The sequence below is a fragment of the Sphingobium sp. TomTYG65 genome (assembly GCF_055395525.1).
This window is the reverse complement of record NZ_AP027330.1, coordinates 776,215-800,355: the sequence shown is the minus strand read 5'-3', so window position 1 is coordinate 800,355 and position 24,141 is coordinate 776,215. Positions and strand designations below refer to the sequence as shown.

At 62.1% G+C, this 24,141-nt stretch carries 21 protein-coding genes, 4 tRNA genes and 1 other RNA gene; 10 read left to right on the top strand and 16 right to left on the bottom strand.

Annotated features, from left to right (window positions below):
- Nucleotides 1-57 precede the first annotated feature (57 nt).
- Nucleotides 58-675, top strand: a complete 618-nt coding sequence (locus ACZ5Y5_RS04025; RefSeq protein WP_464809904.1) for a hypothetical protein — start codon at nt 58-60, stop codon at nt 673-675.
- A gap of 101 nt (nt 676-776) precedes the next feature.
- Here the strand turns inward: ACZ5Y5_RS04025 and ACZ5Y5_RS04020 are convergent.
- From ACZ5Y5_RS04020 to ACZ5Y5_RS04010, 3 genes are all read right to left on the bottom strand, one after another.
- Nucleotides 777-852 (bottom strand) — tRNA-Ala (locus ACZ5Y5_RS04020).
- Between the two features lie 189 nt (nt 853-1,041).
- Nucleotides 1,042-1,117 (bottom strand) — tRNA-Ala (locus ACZ5Y5_RS04015).
- A gap of 88 nt (nt 1,118-1,205) precedes the next feature.
- Nucleotides 1,206-1,541, bottom strand: coding sequence for a TIGR02300 family protein (locus ACZ5Y5_RS04010; protein WP_464809903.1), 336 nt, complete (start codon nt 1,539-1,541; stop codon nt 1,206-1,208).
- 146 nt (nt 1,542-1,687) lie between these two features.
- Between ACZ5Y5_RS04010 and aroA the strand changes: the two genes are divergently transcribed.
- The 7 genes from aroA (at nt 1,688) to ACZ5Y5_RS03975 (ending at nt 8,227) form a co-directional block, all read left to right on the top strand.
- Nucleotides 1,688-3,028, top strand: coding sequence for a 3-phosphoshikimate 1-carboxyvinyltransferase (aroA, locus tag ACZ5Y5_RS04005; RefSeq protein WP_464809902.1), 1,341 nt, complete (start codon nt 1,688-1,690; stop codon nt 3,026-3,028).
- Entirely contained in the window at nt 3,025-3,276 is a 252-nt protein-coding gene (locus tag ACZ5Y5_RS04000) for a CBU_0592 family membrane protein (RefSeq protein ID WP_464809901.1), read from the top strand. The genes aroA and ACZ5Y5_RS04000 overlap by 4 nt, the downstream gene beginning before the upstream one ends.
- Entirely contained in the window at nt 3,273-3,908 is a 636-nt protein-coding gene (gene cmk / locus ACZ5Y5_RS03995; protein WP_464809900.1) for a (d)CMP kinase, read from the top strand. The genes ACZ5Y5_RS04000 and cmk overlap by 4 nt, the downstream gene beginning before the upstream one ends.
- A 170-nt stretch (nt 3,909-4,078) precedes the next feature.
- Nucleotides 4,079-5,791 carry a 30S ribosomal protein S1 gene (gene rpsA / locus ACZ5Y5_RS03990; RefSeq protein WP_464809899.1) on the top strand — a complete coding sequence of 571 codons (1,713 nt, stop codon included), beginning with the start codon at nt 4,079-4,081 and terminating at the stop codon, nt 5,789-5,791.
- A 164-nt stretch (nt 5,792-5,955) separates the two neighbouring features.
- A complete protein-coding gene (locus tag ACZ5Y5_RS03985) occupies nt 5,956-6,243 on the top strand; it encodes an integration host factor subunit beta (protein ID WP_464809898.1) in 288 nt (95 codons plus the stop codon).
- A 51-nt stretch (nt 6,244-6,294) separates the two neighbouring features.
- Nucleotides 6,295-6,380 (top strand) — tRNA-Leu (locus ACZ5Y5_RS03980).
- Nucleotides 6,381-6,442: 62 nt separating this feature from the next.
- On the top strand, nt 6,443-8,227 hold the full coding sequence (locus ACZ5Y5_RS03975; RefSeq protein ID WP_464809897.1) for a cation:proton antiporter domain-containing protein: 1,785 nt from the start codon (nt 6,443-6,445) through the stop codon (nt 8,225-8,227).
- 190 nt (nt 8,228-8,417) lie between these two features.
- On the opposite strand, the gene alaS is transcribed toward ACZ5Y5_RS03975, so the two are convergent.
- A complete protein-coding gene (gene alaS, locus ACZ5Y5_RS03970; RefSeq protein ID WP_464809896.1) occupies nt 8,418-11,072 on the bottom strand; it encodes an alanine--tRNA ligase in 2,655 nt (884 codons plus the stop codon).
- 163 nt (nt 11,073-11,235) lie between these two features.
- Here alaS and ACZ5Y5_RS03965 point away from each other — a divergent pair, with 163 nt between their 5' ends.
- A complete protein-coding gene (locus ACZ5Y5_RS03965; RefSeq protein WP_464809895.1) occupies nt 11,236-13,503 on the top strand; it encodes an NADP-dependent malic enzyme in 2,268 nt (755 codons plus the stop codon).
- A 30-nt stretch (nt 13,504-13,533) separates the two neighbouring features.
- Entirely contained in the window at nt 13,534-14,208 is a 675-nt protein-coding gene (locus ACZ5Y5_RS03960) for a L,D-transpeptidase family protein (RefSeq protein ID WP_464809894.1), read from the top strand.
- On the opposite strand, the gene ACZ5Y5_RS03955 is transcribed toward ACZ5Y5_RS03960, so the two are convergent.
- From ACZ5Y5_RS03955 to ACZ5Y5_RS03900, 12 genes are all read right to left on the bottom strand, one after another.
- A complete protein-coding gene (locus tag ACZ5Y5_RS03955) occupies nt 14,205-14,735 on the bottom strand; it encodes a hypothetical protein (RefSeq protein ID WP_464809893.1) in 531 nt (176 codons plus the stop codon). The genes ACZ5Y5_RS03960 and ACZ5Y5_RS03955 overlap by 4 nt on opposite strands.
- A complete protein-coding gene (gene hisI / locus ACZ5Y5_RS03950; protein WP_464809892.1) occupies nt 14,722-15,093 on the bottom strand; it encodes a phosphoribosyl-AMP cyclohydrolase in 372 nt (123 codons plus the stop codon). Before hisI ends, ACZ5Y5_RS03955 begins: the two co-directional genes overlap by 14 nt.
- Before the next feature lie 63 nt (nt 15,094-15,156).
- Nucleotides 15,157-15,233: transfer RNA gene (locus ACZ5Y5_RS03945), tRNA-His, on the bottom strand.
- A gap of 245 nt (nt 15,234-15,478) precedes the next feature.
- On the bottom strand, nt 15,479-15,751 hold the full coding sequence (locus ACZ5Y5_RS03940) for an HU family DNA-binding protein (RefSeq protein ID WP_066523891.1): 273 nt from the start codon (nt 15,749-15,751) through the stop codon (nt 15,479-15,481).
- A gap of 180 nt (nt 15,752-15,931) precedes the next feature.
- Nucleotides 15,932-18,328 (bottom strand): endopeptidase La, encoded by a 2,397-nt coding sequence (gene lon / locus ACZ5Y5_RS03935; protein WP_464809891.1) that lies wholly within the window; start codon nt 18,326-18,328, stop codon nt 15,932-15,934.
- A gap of 129 nt (nt 18,329-18,457) precedes the next feature.
- Nucleotides 18,458-18,781 (bottom strand): YbaB/EbfC family nucleoid-associated protein, encoded by a 324-nt coding sequence (locus ACZ5Y5_RS03930; protein WP_021239094.1) that lies wholly within the window; start codon nt 18,779-18,781, stop codon nt 18,458-18,460.
- Nucleotides 18,778-20,385 (bottom strand): DNA polymerase III subunit gamma/tau, encoded by a 1,608-nt coding sequence (locus ACZ5Y5_RS03925; protein ID WP_464809890.1) that lies wholly within the window; start codon nt 20,383-20,385, stop codon nt 18,778-18,780. Before ACZ5Y5_RS03925 ends, ACZ5Y5_RS03930 begins: the two co-directional genes overlap by 4 nt.
- A 51-nt stretch (nt 20,386-20,436) precedes the next feature.
- An RNA gene (gene ffs / locus ACZ5Y5_RS03920) (signal recognition particle sRNA small type) lies at nt 20,437-20,534 on the bottom strand.
- 41 nt (nt 20,535-20,575) lie between these two features.
- A complete protein-coding gene (gene blaSGM, locus ACZ5Y5_RS03915) occupies nt 20,576-21,514 on the bottom strand; it encodes an SGM family class A beta-lactamase (protein WP_464809889.1) in 939 nt (312 codons plus the stop codon).
- 3 nt (nt 21,515-21,517) lie between these two features.
- The gene (locus ACZ5Y5_RS03910; RefSeq protein ID WP_464809888.1) at nt 21,518-21,853 is read right to left on the bottom strand and encodes a 2Fe-2S iron-sulfur cluster-binding protein; all 336 of its coding nucleotides are present in this window, start codon (nt 21,851-21,853) and stop codon (nt 21,518-21,520) included.
- Nucleotides 21,854-21,871: 18 nt separating this feature from the next.
- A complete protein-coding gene (locus ACZ5Y5_RS03905; protein WP_464809887.1) occupies nt 21,872-22,963 on the bottom strand; it encodes a cysteine desulfurase family protein in 1,092 nt (363 codons plus the stop codon).
- Nucleotides 22,960-23,997 carry a cysteine desulfurase family protein gene (locus tag ACZ5Y5_RS03900; RefSeq protein ID WP_464809886.1) on the bottom strand — a complete coding sequence of 346 codons (1,038 nt, stop codon included), beginning with the start codon at nt 23,995-23,997 and terminating at the stop codon, nt 22,960-22,962. The genes ACZ5Y5_RS03905 and ACZ5Y5_RS03900 overlap by 4 nt, the downstream gene beginning before the upstream one ends.
- Between the last annotated feature and the right edge of the window lie 144 nt (nt 23,998-24,141).

The following is a 24,141-nucleotide window of genomic DNA, read 5'->3' as shown; positions in this document are numbered from 1 at the left end:
TAATCTCGTCACGCAATCGCCGCTTTGAGGACAAAATCAGGCGGAGAGGATGTTGCGATGACTTCGCTCGCATTCCGCACCCCTTGGTCAAGACGGCTAATTGCATCGCTGATGGCGCTTTGGCTGCTTGAACCATATGCCGCAGTGGCCCAATCAATCATCCTTCCTGAAGGACTCTCCATTTCTTTGGAGACTAAGCAGGATATCTCTTCAAAATCGGCGAAGAAGGGCCAATCAGTGGACTTGGCAGTCGCCAAGCCTGTCACGATCGGAGGCGTCACTGCCGTCGCTGCCGGAACGCCGGTCACTGGCGAGGTTGTAGGGGTAAGCGACAATGGCCTGCTAGGCCGATCGGGAAAGCTCGACATCCGCGTCAGCACGGTGAGAGCCGGTCAACAGGAAATAGCAGTGCGCGGGGAACGCAACATCGAAGGAAAGTCGGGCACGCTCAATTCAGTCGGTGCGGGAGTCGTATTTCTTCCGCTGGCCATTCTCATACGCGGCAAAGACGTGACGTTGCCAGCCGGCACAATATTCGACGTCTATGTCGACAAGGAAGTCACTATCGGAGTTGCCGAACCCATTGGCATGGCCCTGGGTGCCAGCGCCTCACCAGTCTCCCCCGAATCAAACCCTATCAGAGCTATAGACCCCAATGACGCCCTGACACCCTAGCCGACGGCAAGCGGCGCCGGAGTGGATAATAGCGAAGCGACCCTGCCTTCCGCACAGCGTCTATACGGAAGAGGTCCAACAATTGGATCGTTGTCAGAAAATGGTGGAGCCTAGCGGGATCGAACCGCTGACCTCCTGCATGCCATGCAGGCGCTCTCCCAGCTGAGCTAAGGCCCCATTGTGCGATATTATACCGCATCCCAATGGATCAGGCCATGACCGGTATAAGAACCGTCGGCCAATATCTGGATGTCCGTCGCATTGAACCAAGAGCGTTTAATGAGGTTATCTCGACCTCATCACACCCTCATTCCGCTCGGGAGTTTTTCGGGGAAACGTCCATTGGACATCTCTTATCCGAAAAACTGGTGGAGCCTAGCGGGATCGAACCGCTGACCTCCTGCATGCCATGCAGGCGCTCTCCCAGCTGAGCTAAGGCCCCGTTTCCAGTGTCGGCGCCGTTTGGGTCCGGCGCCTCGGAGGTCGCTGCCATTAGGTGGCAGCTCCCTCCTTGGCAAGAAGAAAATTACTTAATTGTCCTCGTCGCCGTCGTTACCGCCAGCATCGACACCCAGGTCATCGTCGCCGCCTAGATCAACGTCATTGTCCGGCGAATCCCCATCGTCATCGACATCGAGATCCAGGTCCAGATCGTCATCAGCAGCCTCCAGCTCGCCGTCAGCGGTTTCGATCACCTTCTTGGGCGCTTCCTCATAGGGCAGCGGCTGCTTGGACTTCAGCACCGGCTCAGGCTCCCAGGCGGTGCCGCAGTTGATGCAGGTGACCGGGTCATCCTTGCCCAGGTCGTAGAAGCGCGTGGCGCATTTTGGGCAGGTACGCTTCGTGCCCCATTCAGCCTTGACCATGTCCGGCCTTGTCCTTCTTGCGAGTGCTCAAAACAGAGATTACGCGGCACGACAAGGTCGTCCGCGAAGAGACGGCGCCTTGCCATAGCGAAACCGCCCTGTCAAAAGCCGGGCGCATTTTTTCAAGTTTTGCAGACGGATTGACCGTGACCGCTTCTTCCGACCAGCCCAATCCCATGACCTTCGTCGCCGCACCGGCGCTTTCCGGCTCCATTACCGTGCCGGGCGACAAAAGCATTTCGCACCGCTCGCTGATGCTCTCTGCCCTCGCGATCGGCGAAAGCCGTGTCGAAGGCCTGCTGGAGGGCGAGGATGTCCTTGCCACCGCCGCGGCGATGCGAGCAATGGGCGCGGACATCCGCAAGGATGAGGACGGCATATGGCACATTCGCGGCGTCGGCGTCGGCGGACTGCTCCAGCCGCAAAGCGCGCTCGACATGGGCAATAGCGGCACCTCGACGCGCCTATTGATGGGACTGGTTGCCAGCCATGCGATCACGGCGACCTTTGTAGGCGATGCTTCGCTTAGCAAGCGCCCCATGGCGCGGGTCACCGAACCGCTTTCCCGCATGGGCGCGAGCTTCACCACCAGCCCCGGCGAAAGGCTTCCACTCACAATGCGCGGTGCATGCCCCGCTGTCCCCTTGGACTATCGGCTGCCGGTCGCGTCGGCGCAGGTCAAGTCGGCAATCCTGCTGGCAGGTCTGAACGCGCCCGGCATTACCCGGGTCGTCGAACCCGTTCCAACCCGGGACCATAGCGAGCGGATGCTCAAGGGGTTCGGCGCGGACATCGATGTCGAAGTCGAGGCGGACGGCACGCGCATCATCACGCTCAGGGGAGAGGCCGAACTACGCCCTCAGGCCATTACCGTCCCCGGCGACCCCTCCTCCGCCGCCTTCCCCATGGTTTCTGCGCTGCTGGTGCCGGGCTCCAAGGTGACGATCGCCAATGTTGGCCTAAATGCAACCCGGGCTGGGCTGATTGATCTGCTTCGCGAAATGGGCGGCGACATTGCCATCGAAAACCCCCGCGAAGTCGGCGGCGAGCCAGTTGGCGATCTTGTCGTTTCGGCTTCAGGGCTGAAGGGGGTCGAACCCGACCCAGCACGCGCGCCGTCCATGATCGATGAATTTCCGGTGGCGTTCATCGCGGCCGCCTTCGCGGAGGGCCGCAGCACCTTCCGCGGCCTCGAAGAATTGCGGGTCAAGGAATCTGACCGCATCGCCACCATGGCGGCCGGCCTTCGCACCATCGGCGTCACGGTGGAGGAACTAGAAGACGGCATCGTCATCGAAGGCAGCGGAGGCGCTCTCCTCCGCGGCGGTGGCCCGATCGCCACCAAACTCGACCACCGCATCGCCATGAGTTTCGCAATCGCCGGCCTAATTTCGAGAACTGGGGTCACCATTGACGACATGCGCCCCGTTGCGACGAGCTTCCCGGGCTTCACTGCGCTTCTGCAGACCCTAGGCGCGATACCATGACTTTCGACATCGCCAGCATCATAGGTTTGATCGGCAGCGGCCTGATGGTCATCGCCTACGGCTATAGCAACACGGTGAATCGGCTGAATTTCACCTTGTTCAATTTGCTGAACCTCCTCGGCGCACTGCTCCTGATCTACTCGCTGACGGTTCATTTCAATGTTGCGTCTATGGCGCTGGAAGTTGTTTGGGCCCTTATTGCAATCGTCGGTCTCGCGAAGGCGCTGCGGAAAGGCAAAGCATCATGATCATCGCCGTCGATGGCCCCGCCGCCTCGGGTAAAGGCACCATCGCCAAGGCGCTGGGTCGCCACTACGGCCTCCCTGTGCTGGACACCGGCCTCCTGTACCGCGCTGTGGGACTCGCGGTGTTGAAGACGGGCGGTGACCCCGATCATGAAGCAGATGCTCTGGCCGCTTGTACATTCAAGGACGCCGTCCTGACCGAGCCTGCGCTGCGCAGCGAAGCGGTCGGTTCACTCGCCTCCCGCGTATCCATCCATCAAAGCGTTCGGCAGGCACTGGTCAAACGCCAGCGAGACTTCGCGAACCAGCCTGGCGGTGCAATACTCGACGGCCGTGACATCGCCACCGTCATCGCTCCGGATGCCGATGCCAAAATCTTCGTTACGGCAAGCGTCCATGTCCGAGCCCAGCGCCGTTATCAGGACGCCCTCAGCCATGGCGGCCATCCCGACATGGACAGCTTGATCGCCGACATTCAGGCTCGCGACACCCGAGATATGAGCCGTGACCACGCACCGCTTCGCGTCGCCGATGGAGCGGACTTGCTCGACACCAGCAATTTGACTATAGACGCCGCCGTCCAGCAGGCCATTGCAATGGTGGACGCTCAATTGGAAGGTCGGCGCAAAGGCTGACATCGCGACGGCGCTTGGTACTTCCGAGCGCCCTTTTCGCTTTTCCGTAAGGGCGTTTCTCATAGTGGCCGCATGGATGTTCGCACGGTATTCGGCCTTGCGGACGGTTGGGCCTGAAAGACCACCGGACACAACCGGTAGGCCAGCAACGACGAGTGAAGGAAACTACCATGGCCTCTACGGCATTCCCCTCGCGCGACGATTTCGCCGCGCTTCTCAATGAATCTCTCGGTGGTGAGGACGGCGGCTTCGAAGGCCGCGTCGTCAAGGGCACCGTTACCGGCATCGAAAACGACATGGCGCTCATCGACGTCGGCCTGAAGTCGGAAGGCCGCGTGCCGCTGCGCGAATTCGCCGCGCCCGGCCAGAAGGCTGACCTGAAGGTCGGCGACGAAGTCGAAGTCTATGTCGACCGCGTCGAAAACGCCCATGGCGAAGCCATGCTGTCCCGCGACCGCGCTCGCCGCGAAGCCGCGTGGGACAAGCTTGAATCCGAGTTCACCGAAAATGCCCGCGTCGAAGGCGTCATCTTCGGCCGCGTCAAGGGTGGCTTCACCGTCGACCTCGACGGCGCCGTGGCGTTCCTGCCCGGCTCGCAGGTCGATATCCGCCCCGTGCGCGACGTCACCCCGCTGATGGACATTCCGCAGCCCTTCCAGATCCTGAAAATGGATCGCCGCCGCGGCAACATCGTCGTGTCGCGTCGCGCCATCCTGGAAGAAACCCGCGCCGAACAGCGCTCGGGCCTCATCCAGACGCTGGCCGAAGGTCAGATCATCGAGGGCGTTGTCAAGAACATCACCGACTATGGTGCGTTCGTTGACCTTGGCGGCATCGATGGCCTGCTGCACGTCACTGATCTCAGCTACAAGCGCATCAACCACCCGAACGAGATGATCAACATCGGCGACACCGTTCGCGTTCAGATCATCCGCATCAACCGCGACACCCAGCGCATCAGCCTTGGCATGAAGCAGCTGGAAAGCGATCCGTGGGAAGGCGCCGCCGCCAAGTATCCGGTCGGTGCGAAGCTGTCGGGCCGCGTCACGAACATCACCGAATATGGTGCGTTTGTCGAACTGGAGCCGGGCATCGAAGGCCTCGTCCACGTTTCGGAAATGTCCTGGACCAAGAAGAACGTCCACCCCGGCAAGATCGTTTCGACCAGCCAGGAAGTCGACGTTATCGTCCTGGAAGTCGATCCCGAGAAGCGCCGTATCTCGCTCGGCCTCAAGCAGGCTCAGAACAACCCCTGGGACAGCTTTGCCGAACGTCACCCGATTGGTTCGACCGTCGAGGGCGAAGTCAAGAATGCGACCGAATTCGGCCTGTTCATCGGCCTGGACGGCGACGTGGACGGCATGGTCCACATGTCGGACATCGCCTGGGGCATTTCGGGCGAAGACGCGCTGGCTCTGCACCGCAAGGGCGAGACGGTTCAGGCCGTCGTTCTGGACATCGACGTCGAGAAGGAGCGCATCAGCCTTGGCATGAAGCAGCTTGAGCGTGGCGGCCCTGCCGCTGGCGGCACCGCTGCTGCGGCTGCTGGCCTCGCCAAGAACTCGATCGTCACCGTGACGGTTCTGGAAGTGCGTGACGGCGGTCTGGAAGTCCAGGCTGGCGAAGACGGCGCTGCCGGCTTCATCAAGCGCAGCGACCTTGGCCGCGACCGCGACGAACAGCGTCCGGAGCGTTTCCAGGTCGGCCAGAAGTTCGACGCCATGGTTACCGGTTTCGACCGCGCCAAGAAGCCGACCTTCTCGGTCAAGGCGATGCAGATCGCCGAAGAGAAGCAGGCTGTTGCTCAATATGGTTCGTCCGACAGCGGCGCATCGCTGGGCGACATCTTGGGCGAAGCTCTCAAGGCGAAGAACGAAGGCTAATCTCCTTCGATATCTAACTAAAGTAATAGAGCCCGCCGGAAGTTCTTCCGGCGGGCTTTTTCAATCCCAAAATGAGAATAGAACTACCGACATTGGATAATTGTCAGGAGGTAAGGGATTCACTATGAATTAAGTGGGAACCAGAAGGGGGAGCTGGAGGACCAATGATACGCTCGGAATTGATACAGACTCTAGCGGAGGAAAATCCGGACCTCGGCCTGCAAGAGGTCGAAAGGATTGTTGACCTCTTCTTCAAAGAGATTGTGGACCGCCTTTCAAATGGCGGCAGAGTGGAGTTGCGCGGATTTGGCGCCTTCACAACGCGCGCCAGGGATGCGCGCACGGGGCGAAATCCGCGCACGGGGGAGCAGGTGCCGGTGTCCGCAAAGCGGGTTCCTTATTTCAAACCGGGCAAGGAAATGCGGGAGCGTCTGAATAGCAAGGCGCAATGAGCGTCAGCGCATCTTGACCTGCGCACGCGGAAACGTCAGGGGAAGCGCCACGCGGACGTGGCGAAATCGGTAGACGCAGCGGACTTAAAATCCGCCTCCCCCTGGGAATGCGGGTTCAAGTCCCGCCGTCCGCACCAGACAGTCAGGCTTATTCCGCCGCCGGGGTGGATATTCTTCGCGCTTCCCGCAATGATGAATCATGGCCGGCGCGATCAATCCACAAAGTTTCAGCGATTCCCTCGTTATTCTGGGGGCGGCCGGACTGGTGATCCCTGGGTTCGCGCGCTTCCGTGTTAGTCCGGTGATCGGCTTTATCCTCGTCGGGCTCGCCGTGGGCCCATCGGGATTGGGCGCGCTCGTCAGTGAATATCCCTGGCTTTATCATGTCACCATCTCGAACAGAGAGGCGATAGAGCCATTCGCCGAACTCGGCGTCATATTGCTGCTGTTCTCAATAGGCCTAGAACTCAGTTTCCGTCGCCTCTGGACCATGCGCGCGCAAGTCTTCGGCGTCGGCGCAACAGAATTGCTCGGCGGTGCAGCACTCATTGCCTCTGGCTTATACCTGCTTGGACAGCCACTCGCTGGAGCCATTGGGCTTGGCCTTGCACTCGCCTTGTCTTCAACCGCTGTCGTGCTCCCTATGGTGGGTACGCAGAGCGCCGTCGGGCGAGCCGCTTTTGCGATGCTGCTGTTCGAAGACCTGGCGCTGGTCCCTATCATCTTCATGCTCGGCGCCCTCGCACCATCCGTTGCGTCCAGTCCTGACGGTGCTTGGGGCGAGTTGGCCCAAACGCTGCTGAAGGGCGGGATCACCATCGCGGTCATGCTGGTTCTCGGCCGCATCTTCCTCCCGCACATCTTCAGTCAGGCGGCGCGGACAAAAAGTCCCGAAGTTTTTCTGGCGGCCAGCCTGCTCGTCGTGATCGTTTCCAGTATCGCTACGTCACTCGCAGGTTTGTCGCCCATCGTCGGGGCATTGCTGGCCGGCCTGCTCATCGCCGAAACTGAATATCACGGCGAAGTTGAAGTGATGACGGCGCCATTCAAGGGCCTGGCCCTGGGCGTCTTCCTCATCACGGTTGGCATGAGCCTCGATGTACGGGTCATTCTGGCGAACTGGCCCAGCCTTGTGCTGGCGGTCGTGGGCGTTGTCCTCGCCAAAACGTTGGTTACGGCCGCCCTGCTCTATCTGTCCGGAGCGCGGAAGGGCGTTGCGCTCGAAGTCGGCGTACTCATGGCCAGCCCGTCGGAGACAACGCTGATCGTCCTCTCGACTGCAGCCGCGGCCAAACTCATCTTGCCCTCCACGGCCGCCTTTTGGCAGATCGTCACCGCGATCGGCCTCACTATTACGCCCGTTCTGGCCCGCATCGGCCATGATATCGCGCGAAGGCTGGAGATGGCCCTCGGAGAAGAAGCGCCCGAACCGCAGCAGGAAAGCACGGAAGCAGCCGCTGTCGTCATCGGCTTCGGGCGTGTCGGTCGCATGGTGTGTGACCTGCTACGCGTCCACAATCAGCGGTTCACCGTCGTCGAATCCGATCCGGACGTCGTCGCCGAAGGACGGCGCGGCGGCTATCCCATCCTCTTTGGCGACGTGTCCCGCACGGAGATGTTGGACAAGCTGCGTCTGGGCCATGCGCGCGCGCTGATCCTCACCATGGACGACCCGGTCCTGTCCGTTCGCGTAACCAAGCGCGTGCGGGGGTGGGTGCCCGATCTCCCGATCATCGCCCGTGCCCGCGACACCGACCATGCTGCACAGCTGTACCGGGCAGGAGCCAGCGATGCGGTCCCGGAAACGCTGGAAAGCTCGCTGCAACTCGCGGAAACGGCTCTGGTTGATCTGGGCATTGCCATGGGGCCGGTGATCGCCTCCATTCACCAGACCCGCGAGGACTTGCGCATGGGCATCAAGGATGCCGCGCAATTGGAGACTGCGCCGAAGCTGCGCCGCTTGCGGCCTGATGAGGTGCCTTAGCGCGGGGCTCCCAGAGCCTCCGCACTTTATCTCGCGTCTGCGGAGGTTTTCCTGACGAATTAAAGAGTCGCGCGCCGCATAGCGCGGCGGCGGGATTGTAGGACAGGATTTTCTCCGCCTTATTGAGCCGCGATCGCCTCACGAGATGCCAGATTTCGCTGGCATGACGGGATCAAGGCCGCGGCGCTTGTCAGGCCGGGACCTTCGCCAAGGCGACCTTCACCGCTTCGACCGCCGCGCTGGCCTTGTCCCCTTCCGGTCCGCCGCCCTGGGCCATGTCCGGACGGCCGCCGCCACCCTTGCCGCCCAGTGCTTCAACGCCAGCGCGAACGAGGTCCACGGCGCTGATCGTGCCTACTAGGTCATCGGTTACACCAACAGCGATGCTGGCCCGGCCATCGACGATCGCGAGGACGGCGGATACTCCGCTTCCCAGGCTCGCCTTGTTCTGATCGACCAAGCCGCGCAGTTCCTTGGGGTCCAGACCTTCGATCACCTGACCGATGAAGTTGATCGACCCAACCTTTTCGGGGCCTGCCGCCTGAGCGGAACCGCCGCCGCCAAGGGCCAGCGCCTTCTTCGCTTCGGCCAGTTCGCGTTCTAGCTTGCGGCTTTGTTCAACCAGCGCAGCGATGCGCGCGGGGACTTCCTCAGGCGTCGTCTTGAGCGCGGCGGCAGACTGGCGCAGCCGGTCCTCGCGGTCGGAGAGCCAGAGGCGAGCAGCTTCACCCGTCAGTGCTTCTATACGGCGGACGCCAGACGAAACTGCGCTTTCCGAAATGATCTTGAAGATCGCGATGTCACCTGTCGCGCGCACATGGGTGCCGCCGCACAGTTCGACCGAATAGCTGTGCGCGTCGCCCTTGCCCATGGAGAGGACGCGGACCTCGTCGCCATATTTTTCCCCGAACAGCGCCATGGCGCCTGCCTGAATAGCGTCATCAGGCGTCATCAGGCGGGTCGTCACCGCTTCATTGTGGCGGATCTGCTCATTCACATCGGCTTCGATCGCGGCGATCTGACTGTGGGTCAGCGCTTCAGGATGCGAGAAGTCGAAGCGCAGGCGATCCGGCGCGACAAGGCTGCCCTTCTGTGTCACATGCGCGCCCAGCTGGTTGCGGAGCGCGGCGTGCAACAAGTGAGTGGCGCTGTGGTTCGCACGGATGCGGTCGCGGCGGTTCACGTCAACCGACAGGTGAACAGTATCGCCGACCTTGATGCTGCCAGCGCCGATCTTTGCCTTATGCGCATGCAAACGGCCGAGCGGCTTGGCAGTATCTTCTACGTCCGCGACAAGGCCCGCCTGCGAACTGATCGTGCCGGCATCGCCCATCTGGCCGCCGCTCTCGCCGTAAAAAGGCGTCTGATTCGTGATAATCGTGACCGTCTCGCCAGCGGTCGCGCTGTCGAAGTTCACACCGTCCTTGACGATCGCCAACACCTCACCCTCACCCTCGGTCGAGCTGTAGCCGATGAACTCGGTATTGCCCGCCTTTTCGGCGATATCGAACCAGATTTCGTCCGACGCCTTTTCGCCCGAGCCCTTCCAGGCGGCGCGAGCGGCGGCCTTTTGTTCGGCCATGGCGGCGTCGAAACCCGCACGATCGACGGTCAGGCCGCGCGATCGTAGCGCGTCTTCGGTCAGGTCATAGGGGAAGCCGTAAGTGTCGTAGAGCTTGAACGCGGTTTCGCCGGGCAGCGTACCGCCTTCGGCAAGGTCGCCGGTCGCTTCATCGAGCAGCTTCAGACCCTTTTCCAGCGTCTGGCGGAAGCGAGTTTCCTCGCGCAGCAGGGTTTCCTCGATCAGCGGCTGAGCGCGGACCAGTTCCTGATAGGCGCCGCCCATTTCGGAAACGAGGCTGCCGACCAGACGGTGCATCAACGGCTCCTTCGCGCCGATGATGTGGGCGTGGCGCATGGCGCGACGCATGATGCGGCGCAGGACGTAGCCGCGCCCCTCGTTCGCGGGCAGGACGCCGTCCGCGATCAGGAAGCTGGTCGAGCGCAGGTGATCGGCGATAACGCGGTGGCTGGCCTTGAACTCGCCGTCGATGGCGGTCTTGGTCAGAGCGCCAGATTCCTCGATCAGCGCCTTGAACGTGTCGGTGTCATAATTGTCATGCACGCCCTGAAGCACGGCGGCGATGCGCTCCAGCCCCATGCCGGTGTCGATGCTGGGCTTCGGCAGTTCGGAAACAATCTCGTTCGCTTCCTGCTCATATTGCATGAAGACGAGGTTCCAGATCTCGACGAAGCGATCGCCATCCTCTTCCGGGCTTCCCGGAGGGCCGCCCCAGATGTGATCGCCATGATCGTAGAAGATTTCGGAGCAGGGACCGCAGGGGCCGCTATCGCCCATTGCCCAGAAATTATCCTTGGTGGGGATGCGGATGATCCGCTCTTCGGGCAAGCCGGCGATCTTCTTCCACAGGTCAAAGGCTTCGTCGTCGGTGTGATAGACGGTGGCGGTGAGCTTTTCCGCCGGAATGCCCCATTCCTTGGTCAGCAGGGTCCAGGCGTGGGTGATCGCCTGTTCCTTGAAATAATCACCGAAGCTGAAATTGCCCAGCATTTCGAAGAAGGTGTGGTGGCGCGCGGTGTAGCCGACATTGTCGAGGTCGTTATGCTTGCCGCCCGCGCGAACCGACTTCTGGCTGGACGTAGCGGTCGAATAAGGGCGCGATTCCAAGCCGGTGAAGACATTCTTGAACGGCACCATGCCCGCATTGACGAACATCAGCGTGGGATCGTTGTGCGGCACCAAAGGCGCGGACGGAACGATGGTGTGGCCGTTGGCCCCGAAATAGTCGAGGAAGGAGCGGCGAATGTCGTTGGTCGAGGTCATGCGGGCGATTTAGTGGGAAGCGCTCCAACGCACAAGCGGGGCTTTTCGTCGTATCAGCCAATCGGGGTTTCTAATCCGACCGGCGGCGCTCTCCGCACGAAATGCCGCCCTTTCACGCTTTGGCGGCATTGCCCCTATCCCAAATCAATAATAAGGCCGCTGCATGGATGACAATACCCGCCGCGCAGCCCTGGATTATCACCGCTTTCCGCAGCCGGGTAAGCTGCGGATCGAACCGACAAAGCGCATGGTCAATCAGCGCGACCTGGCGCTGGCCTACTCGCCCGGCGTAGCCGCGCCTTGCATTGAAATCGCCGAAGATCCCGACAAAGCGATGGATTATACCGCGCGGGGCAATCTGGTCGCGGTGATTTCCAACGGAACCGCCGTGTTGGGCCTGGGATCGATCGGCGCGCTCGCCTCCAAGCCGGTGATGGAGGGCAAGGCGGTTCTGTTCAAGAAATTCGCCGATATCGATGTGTTCGATATTGAGGTCGACACGACTGATCCGAAGAAGTTCGTCGACGCCGTAGCTCTGCTGGAACCGACCTTCGGCGGCATCAATCTGGAAGATATCAAAGCGCCGGAATGTTTCGCGATCGAGGCGGAACTGAAGAAGCGGATGAATATTCCGGTCTTCCACGACGATCAGCACGGCACCGCGATCGTCGTTGCAGCGGCAGTGCGCAACGCCCTGGTGTTGCAAGGCAAGACATTGGCAGAGGCGCGGCTGGTCACATCCGGCGCAGGCGCGGCGGCACTGGCATGCGTTGATCTGCTGGTTTCGATGGGACTTCCGGTCGAACAGGTCACGCTGACGGACAAGGACGGCGTCATCCATTCCGGCCGCGAAGGCATGCTGCCCAACATGGCCCGCTATGCGCGCGACACCAATGCGCGAACGCTTCCTGAAGTGCTGCCGGGCGCGAACATCTTCCTCGGCCTGTCGGCGCCGGGCGTGTTGAAGCCGGAATGGCTGCCCCTGCTGGCGCCCAATCCCCTCATCTTCGCGCTCGCCAATCCAGAGCCTGAAATTCGGCCGGAGGTGGCGCGGGAGGCGCGGCCTGACGCCATCGTGGCAACGGGGCGGTCGGATTATCCGAACCAGGTGAATAACGTCCTGTGCTTCCCCTATATGTTCCGGGGTGCGCTGGATGCGCGGGCGACGGAGATCAACGAGGCGATGAAGGCGGCGGCGGCGGAGGCCATCGCTGCGCTTGCACGCCTTCCCGCACACGACAGCGTGGCCCAAGCCTATGGCGGGCGCAAACTGGCGTTTGGCCCCGAATATATCATTCCTACGCCGTTCGATCCTCGCCTGATTGCCGAGATAGCCCCTGCCGTGGCGAAGGCGGCGATGGACAGCGGCGTTGCAAAGCGGTCACTTGACCTCGACGCCTATCGTCGCTCGCTGGCGCAGCAGAATACGCGTTCAGCCCAACTCATGCTCCCCGTCTTTGAAGCGGCGCGTGGGACCTGCCGCCGCATCGCTTATGGAGAAGGGGAGGACGAACGTGTGTTGCGCGCGATCCAGGATGGGCTTGATGAAGGCATCGTCCGGCCCGTCATCGTGGCGAGGCGGCGGATCCTGAAGGACAAGCTGCCCGGTCTTGGACTCCGCTTCGAACTGGACCGCGATGTCGAGGTCGTCGATCCGGAAACCGATCACGAATTACTAGGCGAGTTGGTCGAAGCCTATCGCTCGATCGCCGCACGCAAAGGCGTGCCAACGGCCGAACTGCTGCGTCATGTCTATCGCAGGCCTACGGTCACCGCGGCGATGCTGCTGCGTACGGGGCGGGTCGATGCCGCGCTAGTCGGGGGCAACAGCGAATATTGGGGGCAGGTCGAACATGTCCTGCGTATTGTCGATCGCCGGGCGGGACATAGCCGGGTCTATGCCCTGTCTGGACTGATCCTGGACGCTGGCGCATTGTTCATCGCGGACACGCATATGGTGCCCGATCCGACGCCAGAGCAGGTGGCGGAGATGGCGATCGCCGGTGCGACCGAGCTTCGCCATTTCGGGCTTTCGCCGCGCGTCGCGCTATTGTCGCACTCGAACTTCGGCGCCTCGCACAGCCCCAGCGCGCGCAAGATGCGGACAGCGCTGCAACTGGTGCGCTCTCAGGCTCCCGACCTGACCATCGACGGAGAGATGCACGCCGATGCGGCGCTGAGCCAATCGCTTCGAGAAAGGCTAGTGCCGGATTCGCGCTTTGATGGCCCCGCCAATCTTCTGGTCATGCCTAACCTCGACGCAGCCAACATCACGCTGACGGCGCTGGCCGCCTCTTCCAGTTCGCCCACCGTGGGACCGATGCTGATGGGGCTTGCTCAGCCCATCCATGTCCTGACGCCCGGGGTCACGGCGCGCGGCATCCTTAACCTGTCCGCGATCGCGGCGGCGGAAGTGGATCGCGAAGGCTGAACTTAACCTTTTTCGTCCAAAAGGGCGGACATGGTGCGGTTGATCAAGAGCGTCGCGAAAGCGGCGGGGCCAAAGCTGCTCGTTGGCGCGGCGCTGAGCGCTGTCGCCTTTTTGGTGAGCAGCTATGTGGATCGGGGGCGCGATTTGCGTTCTGCCGCGCCGACAGCGGCCGCACCTAAAGCTGCCCCTGACGATCGCCCGGCCGAACGCAGCCGCGCCAACCCGCTGCCCATCGATCCGCACGCGCTTGTCGTCAGAAGCGTTTTGCCGATCACCCAGCCTTTCCGCCATGGAGATTATGCCTGGGATGAAAGCCGCGCTCCTGCGGCGGGGCCGGTGATTGTGACCGTCGATCTGAAGGCGCAGACGCTGTCCGTCTTTCGCGCAGGGCATGAAATCGGTGCAGCGGTGATCATCTATGGCGCGGACGACAAGCCGAGCCCACTGGGTGCCTTTCCGGTCACGCAGAAGGACGCCGACCATGTTTCGACGCTATATGATGCGCCGATGCCCTATATGCTCCGGCTCACTAATGACGGAGTGGCGATCCACGGCAGTGACGTCAAATGGGGGAATGCCACCCATGGGTGCATCGGTGTACCCACCGCCTTCGCACGGAAGCTGTTTGGCGTGGTGAAGCTCGGCGACCTGGTCATCATCACGAACGGCAAGATGCTTGATCTCAGCCGGGCAGAACGGTCCTAATCCGGATTGCAAAGTTGCTCGCCATTACGATCCTGCGCGCGCAAGGCAGAGGCCGCATCGCTTCCGACGCGAGGGAAGCTTACGCCCTCCAGTGATCCGCGCCCGTCGCACAGCGCGGCGCATTTCATATCGAGGACGCCCGGCAGGGACATCTGATCGCCGTCATATTGGGCCACAACGATACAGCCGTTAACGCCGCTGAACTTCAGGATCAGCTTGTCTCCAGCGCGCTTTGCCGTCCCCTGCCCCCGGCAGCTTTGCTCCTTGCCGAAAATGGCTTCGGCGCCGAAGCGGAAGTCCCCGGAACGGTCAGGGATGACGCACAGGCTGTCCCGGCCGGCCTCATGCCTGCGTTGAAAGAGGCCAATGGGGGACAGTTTGGCGGCGTCAGCGATTACGCCGCTTTCGATCGCCGCCCGTTCCAGCCCGGTCGCGGACTGTGCCTCACTCGACGCTGTTGCAGAGCGCCCGCCCTCATCCTGGCATCCCGCCAGAAGCAACAGGGCAAGCAGATTACCCCAGCGCATCAACGGCAGACAGGCCCTCTGCACCCACGCGGCGGAAGAAGCAGGTACGCGCACCGGTATGGCATGTTGGTCCGGCCGGTACTGCCTTTACCCATACCGCATCCTGATCGCAGTCGATCCGGATATCGCGGACCTGCAGCATGTGGCCGGAACTTTCCCCCTTCTTCCAGAGCGACTGGCGGCTGCGCGACCAGAAATGAGCAAAGCCCGTTTCAACGGTCAGCCTCAGCGCCTGTTCATTCATGTGAGCGACCATCAGCACGTCGCCGGTGTCAACATCTGTCACGACGGCAGTGATCAGGCCGTCACGGTCATATTTGGGATTGAGGGTCAGCCCCTTGTCGCGCGCATCATCCATAGCCTGGCTATAGAAGGGTCGAAGGCTCCTGCGAAGCCCGTACGAGGCAGCGAATAGAGAAAATGGGGCGATCGACGGGATCCGAACCCGCGACCTCCGGTACCACAAACCGGCGCTCTAACCAACTGAGCTACGATCGCCACAGGGCCATTCGGCCCGAGAGAGAAGCGGCACATATGCGGCCATTTGAAAGTCGTCAAGCTGACAAATGTGTGCGCCACCCGGAAAAAGAAATGAGGCGCAGACCCATGGCCCACGCCCCTTTCATTTCGGCATCCCGCTGCAACGAGGCATTCCTCTGTCGCAACTCAACTCCCCTAAACCATCAGACCGCGATGCCTGGCGATTATATTGGCAAAGGCGTCCGAACCGGCGCCTACGTTTGTCAGTTAACCGAGTCCTTCAGACCCTTGCCCGCCTTGAACTTGGGCTGAGCCGAGGCCTTGATAGTCATCGTTTCACCAGTACGCGGATTGCGGCCGGTGGACGCCTTGCGCTGGGAAACGGAGAAAGTGCCAAAGCCAACGAGGCGGACTTCGTCGCCCTTCTTCAGCGCGGCGGAAATGGAATCGAATACGCCCTCGACGGCCTTGCTGGCGTCGCTCTTGCTGAGGCCGCTGCTTTCGGCGACAGCGCTGATCAAATCCTGCTTGTTCATACCTTGGGAACCCCCTTCTAACTTGTGAATACCTAAGGAATCGCGGCGTAGGCGGCGCAATAAGGCTCAGCTTTGAACGACTGTCAAAGGGAAAGCGACGAACCCGCCACCTTCGATGAGATTTTCCCCGTGCGGGACAAAATCTCAATGAAAATGGCGGTTAATCGTCGCAGAACCGTTTCAGTGCCGAAGGGTGGCGTCTCCGTCCCGGCCGGTAGCCGGACTCGGCTGGGCGGCAAGATCGTCCTCTTCCGTCCAGGCGATCGCTTCGGGCGTCGAAACCAGCGCCCTTGCAAGCACCTCGTCCACATGGGACACGGGCACGATGTCCAGCCCTTCGCGGATGTTGGCGGGGATTTCCGCCAGATCCTTCTCATTTTCGGCCGGGATCAGCACTGTCTTGATGCCACCGCGAAGCGCTGCGAGCAGCTTTTCCTTGAGGCCACCGATCGGCAGCACGCGGCCGCGCAGCGTCACCTCGCCGGTCATCGCCACATCCTTGTGAACGGGGATGCCGGTCAGCGTCGATACGATGGTCGTCACCATGCCGATGCCCGCGGACGGGCCATCCTTTGGCACCGCACCTTCGGGAAGGTGTATGTGGATGTCCTTGCGCGTGAATATGCTCGGCTTGATGCCATAACCGGGCGAGCGCGCCTTCACATAGGAGAAGGCCGCCTGCACCGACTCGGTCATCACTTCGCCAAGCTTACCCGTGGTCCGGATCGCGCCCTTGCCAGGCACGGTGACGGCTTCGATGGTCAGCAGTTCACCGCCCACCTCGGTCCAGGCGAGCCCGGTGACGGCGCCGATCTGGTTCTCTTCTTCACCCACGCCGTGACGGAATTTCCTGACCCCGGCATAATCCGCCAGATTTTCGGGCGTGATCGTGACCTTCTCGAAGGCGCCCTCCAGAATCTTGCGCAAGGCCTTGCGGGCAAGACGCGCCAACTCGCGTTCGAGCGTACGGACGCCCGCCTCACGCGTATAGTGACGGATCAGGTCGCGGATGGCAGCTTCGGTGACCTCCAGCTCGCCTTCCTTCAGGCCGTGCGCATCAATCTGCTTGGGCAGCAGGTGACGCTGAGCAATCTCGACCTTCTCGTCTTCGGTATAGCCTTCGAGCCGGATGATCTCCATACGGTCGAGCAAAGGCTGGGGCAGGTTCAGCGAGTTCGCGGTGGTGACGAACATCACGTCCGAAAGATCGACATCAATCTCCAGATAATGATCCTGGAACTTGCTGTTCTGTTCCGGGTCCAACACCTCGAGCAGCGCCGATGCCGGATCGCCACGGAAATCCTGACCTAGCTTGTCGATCTCGTCCAGCAGGAAGAGCGGGTTCATCGTCCCGGCCTTTTTCAGGTTGGTGACGATCTTGCCCGGCAGCGAGCCGATATAGGTGCGGCGATGGCCGCGGATTTCCGCTTCGTCGCGCACGCCGCCCAGCGACTGCCGCACGAACTCGCGACCAGTCGCCTTGGCGATCGAACGGCCGAGCGAAGTCTTTCCGACGCCCGGCGGGCCGACGAGGCACAGGATCGGCCCCTTGAGCTTGTTGGTGCGCGCCTGAACCGCGAGATATTCGACGATACGGTCCTTGACCTTCTCCAGCGCGAAATGATCCTCGTCCAGGATCGCCTGCGCGCGTTTGAGGTCGGTCTTGACCTTGCCCCGCTTGCCCCAAGGCAGGCCGAGCAGCACGTCGAGATAGTTGCGTACGACCGTTGCCTCAGCCGACATGGGCTGCATGCCCTTCAGCTTCTTGAACTCGGCATTGGCCTTGGCACGGGCTTCCTTGCTGAGCTTGGTCTTGGCAATCTTGTCAGCCAGTTCGGCCAGTTCGTCGCCTTCTTCGCCTTCGCTGTTGCCCAGCTCCCGCTGGATGGCCTTCAGCTGCTCATTCAGATAATATTCGCGCTGCGTCTTCTCCATCTGGCGCTTAACGCGGCCGCGGATCTTCTTTTCAACCTGCAGAACGCCAAGTTCGCCCTCCATGAAGGCGAAGACCATTTCCAGACGCTTCACCGGATCAGCCTCGACGAGCAGCGACTGCTTGTCCGCGACCTTGACGTTGATGTTGGCCGCGACCGCGTCGGCCAGGCGGCCAGCATCTTCGATCTCACGCAACTGCACCGGCGTTTCGGCGGGCAGCTTCTTGTTGAGCTTCGCGTAATTTTCGAACTGCTCGGCAACAGAGCGCATCAGGGCGGCGGCCTCTGGACCTTCCGCCGCGATCTCGTCGATCGGGCTGACGGAGGCGACCAGATGATTTTCGGCGTTGCTGATCGATTCCAGCTGGGCGCGATGCTTGCCTTCCACCAGCACGCGGACCGTTCCATCAGGCAGCTTCAGCAGCTGCAGCACGATCGCGATCACGCCGGTATCGTACAGCGAGTCCCGGCCCGGATCATCCTCGGCCGGGTCCAGCTGCGACACGAGGAAGATTTCCTTGTTACCCTCCATCGCGGACTCGAGCGCAGCAACGCTCTTATCGCGGCCGACGAACAGGGGCACGATCATCTGTGGAAAAACCACGATGTCGCGCAGCGGAAGAAGGGGATATTGCGTAGTCATTCAATCTCCGGGAGGCCGCCCCATTTTGGCTTTGCCATGCGGTCATCGCTTTATGGGGACAATCATCGCGTCATTCAATCGCGTCATCCTATTAAAGACGGAATGAACAGTCCCTGATCGCCGTCCTGATCAGAAGGGCAATTTGAAGCCGGGGGGCAAAGGCAGGCCGCTCGTCATCTTCGACATTTCAGCCGAACTTGCTTCATCCGCCTTCTTGCGCGCATCGTTAAATGCCGCAGCGACAAGGTCTTCCAGCATCTGCTTTTCGGATGGGGCGAGCAGGCTGTCGTCGATCGACACGCCAACGATGCGGCCCTTGGCGGACGCGCGCACCTTTACCAGGCCGCCACCGGCTGCGCCCTCGACCTCAATCTTGTCGAGATTTTCCTGCGCACGCTGCAGCTCTTCCTGCACGCGGCTGGCCATGCCCAATATCTCGTTCAAATCCTTCATCGCTCTGCGCTCCATGCTTCCGTCCGATCAAGATCGGCGTCGGGGAAGGCCGCAAGCACAGCCTTCACCACCGGGGTGTCGAATATCTCCGCGCGTTCCCGCGCCTCGCTTTCCTGCTGCTGCTCCAGTAGGGAGGGAGCAGCGCTGCCTTCGCTGCGCCTGATCTGCCAGGCGACTCCTGTCGCCCGCTGCAGTTCCATCGCCAGCGTCCGGCAGAAATCGCCCTCATTCCAATTCTGCGTCAGCTGCAATTCCATTTCGGGTGGATCGAACCGGATGATCCGCGCACAATCATGCAGGAAGTCAGCGAGCCGCCCCTTCTTTTGTTCCCACAGCAAATCCACGACTGCCTTCACATCCTTGGGCAGGGGCGCGGATGCGGCGGGCTGCGAAGGGAGATTTGGCGCGTTCGGAGCAGCCGCAAGCGAGCCACCGTCGCGCAGCAGCCTCGCAATCTCGCCCGGGTCCGGCATCGACGCCGCGTGCATGACCCGCAGCAACGCCATTTCGCAGGATTCGATGGGGAACGCGGCGCTCGCCACTTCCTCATGTCCTTTCAGCAGCAATTGCCAGAGGCGGTGAAGCGGCGCGAAACCGATCTGCGAGGCCCAATCGGCAAGCGCCTCACGTTCCTCAGCCGATTGGCCCGGATTTGCTATATCGCGTCCCGCCTTCACCAACGTCACGGCATGAACCAACTCCAGCAGGCCCCGCATGAGTGCCAGCGGCTCAACGCCGAGCGCATATTGATCGCGGACTGCGCCCAGCAGCGCGCCGGTGTCGCCTTCCAGCAGCAGACCCAGCAAACGGCGGACGGCTCCGCGGTCCGACAGGCCCAGCATTTCACGTACTTGAGCGGCGGTGACCAGCGGAGCGCCCTCGCCCATTTCGGCGTGGGCGATCGCCTGATCGAGAATCGAGAGACCGTCACGCGCTGACCCTTCGGCAGCCTGTGCGATGAGCGCCAGCGCGTCTTCCTCGGCCGCTACCTGCTCAGCCTCCACAACATGCGCGAAGTGGGTGGCGAGCAGTTCCGCAGGGATGCGGCGAAGGTCGAAGCGCTGGCAGCGGGACAGCACCGTCACCGGCACCTTGTTCACCTCGGTCGTGGCGAACAGGAATTTCACATGCGCAGGGGGCTCTTCCAACGTCTTCAGAAGCGCGTTGAATGCGTTCTTAGAGAGCATGTGGACTTCGTCGATGATGTAGATCTTGTAACGCGCAGAGACCGCCGCATAGCGCACAGCCTCAATGATCTCACGCACGTCATCGACGCCCGTATGGCTGGCGGCGTCCATCTCGACCACATCGATGTGGCGTCCTTCGGCAATGGCTCGGCAAGGTTCGCATACGCCGCAGGGATCGATCGTAGGACCGCCCTGCCCGTCTTCTCCGACGCAGTTCAACGCCTTGGCGATCAGCCGAGCGGTCGAAGTCTTGCCGACACCGCGCACGCCGGTCATCAAGAAGGCATGCGCCAGCCTGCCGCGCCGGATCGCATTGCCCAGCGTCTGGACCATGGCGTCCTGCCCGATCAACTCGTGAAAGTTGCGCGGCCGGTATTTGCGCGCGAGCACGCGATAAGGCTGAGGTGAATCGGACATGGAAACAATCTAGCGGCTTGAGGAGCGGCTGTCGAAGCCGGAAAGCCGGATAAAGGTGGGAGCCGGAACGACCCGCGGCGAAATCGTTGTGGCTGCTTCCGTCAGGACCTGACCAGGTTGGCGACGACCACGTCCGCCCGACTCCCGGCGCGGCATATGGCGAAAGGCTGACGCGATAGCAAGGGGCGGCTTAATCGAGCCCCGTACGCTGCGTCTTTCCGACAAAATCGAGAGCAGCGCGCGCGGCTTCGGCGATGGCCGCCTCCGCAGCTTTGGTGTCCACGGTGGGCCGGTCAAGATAGACGGCAAGCACATATTGTTCGCCCGATGGCGCCTTCACGAGCGCCACATCGTTGAAGGCCGTGCCGCAGCTTCCCGTCTTGCTGCCCGAAGTCCAACCGGACGGCAGTCCGGCCTTGATCCGCTTGTCGCCAGTGGTGCTGGCATTCAGCCACTCCGTGAGACGGCTCGCGCTTTCCGGCTTCATGTCCCGAAACAAAAGCCGGGAAATGAGCGTGGCCATAGCGGCGGGACTGGTCGTGTCGCGCGGATCGCCCTCTGCATTTTCATTAAGGCCAGGCTCGGTCCTATCGAGCCTCGTCACGCTATCGCCATGCGCCCGGGCGAAGGCGGTCAGTCCTTCCGGGCCGCCGATCATCGGCAACAGTAGGTTCGCGGCGCTATTGTCGCTTACCTCGACAGCCGCCTCGGCCAACTCGGCCATCGACAGGCGGCCGCGCTTGCGGTTTGCCTTAACGACCGGCGCATAGTCGAGGATATCGGACTGGTTGAAGGCGACCTGGCCATCCAGCCCGAAGCGACCTGCGTCCGCGCCCATCAGGACTGCGGCGGCCAGCGGCGCCTTGAAGGTCGAACACATGGCGAAGCGCTCGTCCCGGTTAAAGCCAAGGAGGAGAGCGCCCTTGCTGTCCACCAGCGCCACGCCCAGACGGCCGCCGCTTTCCTGTTCGATCTCGCGCGGATTGCGAACCGTCTTCATCGCCGATTCGCTGACCATATAGCGGGGCGCAGGCGGCAGAAGGGACTGGCGCGCCTTGTCGTCTTGCGCGGCGGCGCTGCCGACAATCGACGTCAACGCCGCCGCCAGCAACAGGGCAGCTAAGCGCATGCCTTACATGCCCTGCATGTTGTGGGATTCGCCCGGAATGCGAACGGTGAGGCCGTCCAGCTTTTCCTCCAACACGATCTGGCACGACAGCCGGCTGGTCCGCGTCGCAGCGGCGGCGAGGTCCAGCATGTCTTCTTCCGCTTCGCTCGCGGCCTTCAGCTTGGGAAAATCATCTGCTTCGACAATGACATGGCAGGTGGAGCAGGCCATCTGCCCCTCACATGTCCCCTCGAGCGGCTGGCCCGCAGCCTGAGCGACGTCCAGCAGAACCGATCCGGCGGGGGCATCGACCTCCTGCCGATTTTCTCCATCCGTACTGATGAACGTGACCCTGATCATGATTGCGACTTCCCTTGACTACGGCGCCGCTTGTACGGCTGCCGCCTCGTTCATTATCTTCGCGGCGCTCTCCAGCTCGGCCAGTGTCGTGTACCGGCCAAAGCCGATCCGCACCGATCCACGCGCCTGCCGGTCCGACAGCCCGATAGCGCGCAACACATGGCTAGGCCGCCCGGAGCCACTAGCGCAAGCGCTTCCCAAGGAAAATGCGACATCACGGCAGTTCGACAACAGTCTAGCGCCATCCAGACCGTCTCGCCGGATGTTGAGATTGCCGTGATAACGCGCATCCGCGCTGCCATTCAGCGTCCACCCATCGAACAGCATGCGCGCGCGCTGCCACAGCGTTTCGACATGCGCGTGGTCCTGCTCTGCGCGTTCGCGCATCAGCCGGGCTGCCACGCCGAAACCTGCACAAAGGGCCGGGGACAGAGTGCCTGAACGCAGGCCCGCTTCCTGGCCGCCGCCATACATGACCGGACTGAGCTGCACCCCCTCCCGCAGCCAAAGAGCGCCGACGCCCTTCGGTCCATGAATCTTGTGTGCGCTGATCGCCACCATGTCGCAGCTTTCGGGGATCGGGACGCGGCCATAAGCCTGCACTGCGTCGCAAAGGAACAAGGCTCCTGCACGATGAGCAAGGGTCGCCAATTCATCGACGGGCTGGATGACACCGATCTCATTGTTCACCAGCATCGCTGCGACCAAGCCCACACCGGGCCGGATCACGGCCTCAGCCGCGTTCAGATCGACAAGTCCATCGCCCCCCATCGGCAGGATGATGACGCGCCTGCCTTTCGCTTCGAGCGCTGCAACCGCGTCGAGCACCGCCGCATGCTCGGTCGCGAGCGTGACTATGTCCCCGGTTGGGGCGCCCTGAATGGCAAGATTAAGGGCTTCAGTCGCTCCCGATGTGAAGATCAGGCGGCCGCCATCGGGCAAAAGCCTGCCGATTTCATGCCGGGCCCGCTCGACCTGAGCCGCGACCGCCCTACCAAGCCGGTGCGCGCTGTGCGGATTGGCGAACTGGTCGCGCAGCAGTGGGACCATGGCATCAAACGCTTCGGGCGCCAGTGGCGTCGTTGCCTGATAGTCCAGATAGATGGTCATATCCGTCGCGCCGCCATCTTGATCCACTGGCCGGCGAAGCGGTCAATATCGGCTTCACTCGTCGAGCGCCCGAAGCTGACGCGGATGACCTCGCCTGCGGCTGTTTCGTCCCAGCCCATGGCGCGCAGGACGTGACTGGTCTTGAGCGAGCCCGATGAACAGGCGCTACCTGCGGAGACGGCGATTCCTGCCAGATCAAATTGGATGAGCTGAGACCGGGCGGAGATGCCGGGCATGCGATAGCTGGCGATGGTGGGGATGCGCGGCGCATCGCGTGCGACAATCTCACCACCCGCCTGCTCGATCGCAGCTTCGAGGCGCGCGCGAAGCTGCGCCGCGTGGGATAGCCAGTCTTGTTCGGCCTCCAATGCAGCAGCCATGGCGAGGACCCCCGGCAAATTTTCCGTCCCCGCGCGGTAACCCTGCTCCTGCCCGCCGCTTGGCTCCAACAGGGCAAGGTCCCTTATCAGCAGCGCGCCAACGCCCGGCGGGCCGCCGAACTTATGGGCGCTGATCGCGATCATGTCCGCTTGCGGCAGAGGCAGCTTGCCCGCACTTTGCGCGCAGTCGGCGAAGAGGATCGCTCCGTCGCGGTCTATCTGGTCCAGAGGCTGGACGACGCCCGTCTCATTATTGACGTGCTGGACGGCGATGATCCGGCCAGGTCCCGTCTCGCAGTTTCGAACATCGATCAGCCCTTCAGACGTTGCGGCCAAGCGATCAGCGCCCGGCGTCACGCGCAGGACCGAATCATGCTCGAAAGGTGACGTCGATATCTCATCGGCCTTGGCACGCGTCAGCCCGATGGCGATCGCCTCGCTCGCGCCCGAGGTGAACAAAATATGCCCTCCCCATCCCAGCGCCTGAGCTATCCTCGCGCGTGCATCCTCCAGCGCGGCGCGCGCCGCCCGGCCCTCGCCATGGGGGCTGGACGGGTTAGCCCAGCGGTCCATGGCCTCCACCATCGCGGCTTTGGCCTGCGCCAGCATCGGGGTCGTGGCGGCATGGTCCAGATAAAGGCGATCAGCGGCCACGAGGCGATGTTACTCATTGATTGCGGAAATGGCGGCGACTTCTATATAGGCGGTCTGCCGCGCAACGCCAGCACTGGCTTTCGCGCGCCCGCATCCAACCGCCGGCCTCCTTTATCCGGGTGGCGGCCAGAACCATAACAGGTG

Excerpts from the sequence above, each read along its gene's own strand:
- ACZ5Y5_RS03965 (WP_464809895.1), top strand. The coding sequence starts at position 11,236 with ATGGATGACAATACCCGCCGCGCAGCCCTGGATTATCACCGCTTTCCG.
- cmk (WP_464809900.1), top strand. The coding sequence starts at position 3,273 with ATGATCATCGCCGTCGATGGCCCCGCCGCCTCGGGTAAAGGCACCATC.
- ACZ5Y5_RS03955 (WP_464809893.1), bottom strand. The coding sequence starts at position 14,735 with ATGCGCTGGGGTAATCTGCTTGCCCTGTTGCTTCTGGCGGGATGCCAG.
- lon (WP_464809891.1), bottom strand. The coding sequence starts at position 18,328 with ATGACTACGCAATATCCCCTTCTTCCGCTGCGCGACATCGTGGTTTTT.
- ACZ5Y5_RS03975 (WP_464809897.1), top strand. The coding sequence starts at position 6,443 with ATGGCCGGCGCGATCAATCCACAAAGTTTCAGCGATTCCCTCGTTATT.
- rpsA (WP_464809899.1), top strand. The coding sequence starts at position 4,079 with ATGGCCTCTACGGCATTCCCCTCGCGCGACGATTTCGCCGCGCTTCTC.
- ACZ5Y5_RS03940 (WP_066523891.1), bottom strand. The coding sequence starts at position 15,751 with ATGAACAAGCAGGATTTGATCAGCGCTGTCGCCGAAAGCAGCGGCCTC.
- hisI (WP_464809892.1), bottom strand. The coding sequence starts at position 15,093 with ATGGATGATGCGCGCGACAAGGGGCTGACCCTCAATCCCAAATATGAC.
- ACZ5Y5_RS04000 (WP_464809901.1), top strand. The coding sequence starts at position 3,025 with ATGACTTTCGACATCGCCAGCATCATAGGTTTGATCGGCAGCGGCCTG.
- ACZ5Y5_RS03960 (WP_464809894.1), top strand. The coding sequence starts at position 13,534 with ATGGTGCGGTTGATCAAGAGCGTCGCGAAAGCGGCGGGGCCAAAGCTG.
- ACZ5Y5_RS03910 (WP_464809888.1), bottom strand. The coding sequence starts at position 21,853 with ATGATCAGGGTCACGTTCATCAGTACGGATGGAGAAAATCGGCAGGAG.
- ACZ5Y5_RS03925 (WP_464809890.1), bottom strand. The coding sequence starts at position 20,385 with ATGTCCGATTCACCTCAGCCTTATCGCGTGCTCGCGCGCAAATACCGG.
- ACZ5Y5_RS04025 (WP_464809904.1), top strand. The coding sequence starts at position 58 with ATGACTTCGCTCGCATTCCGCACCCCTTGGTCAAGACGGCTAATTGCA.
- ACZ5Y5_RS03905 (WP_464809887.1), bottom strand. The coding sequence starts at position 22,963 with ATGACCATCTATCTGGACTATCAGGCAACGACGCCACTGGCGCCCGAA.
- alaS (WP_464809896.1), bottom strand. The coding sequence starts at position 11,072 with ATGACCTCGACCAACGACATTCGCCGCTCCTTCCTCGACTATTTCGGG.
- ACZ5Y5_RS03985 (WP_464809898.1), top strand. The coding sequence starts at position 5,956 with ATGATACGCTCGGAATTGATACAGACTCTAGCGGAGGAAAATCCGGAC.
- ACZ5Y5_RS03930 (WP_021239094.1), bottom strand. The coding sequence starts at position 18,781 with ATGAAGGATTTGAACGAGATATTGGGCATGGCCAGCCGCGTGCAGGAA.
- ACZ5Y5_RS04010 (WP_464809903.1), bottom strand. The coding sequence starts at position 1,541 with ATGGTCAAGGCTGAATGGGGCACGAAGCGTACCTGCCCAAAATGCGCC.
- blaSGM (WP_464809889.1), bottom strand. The coding sequence starts at position 21,514 with ATGCGCTTAGCTGCCCTGTTGCTGGCGGCGGCGTTGACGTCGATTGTC.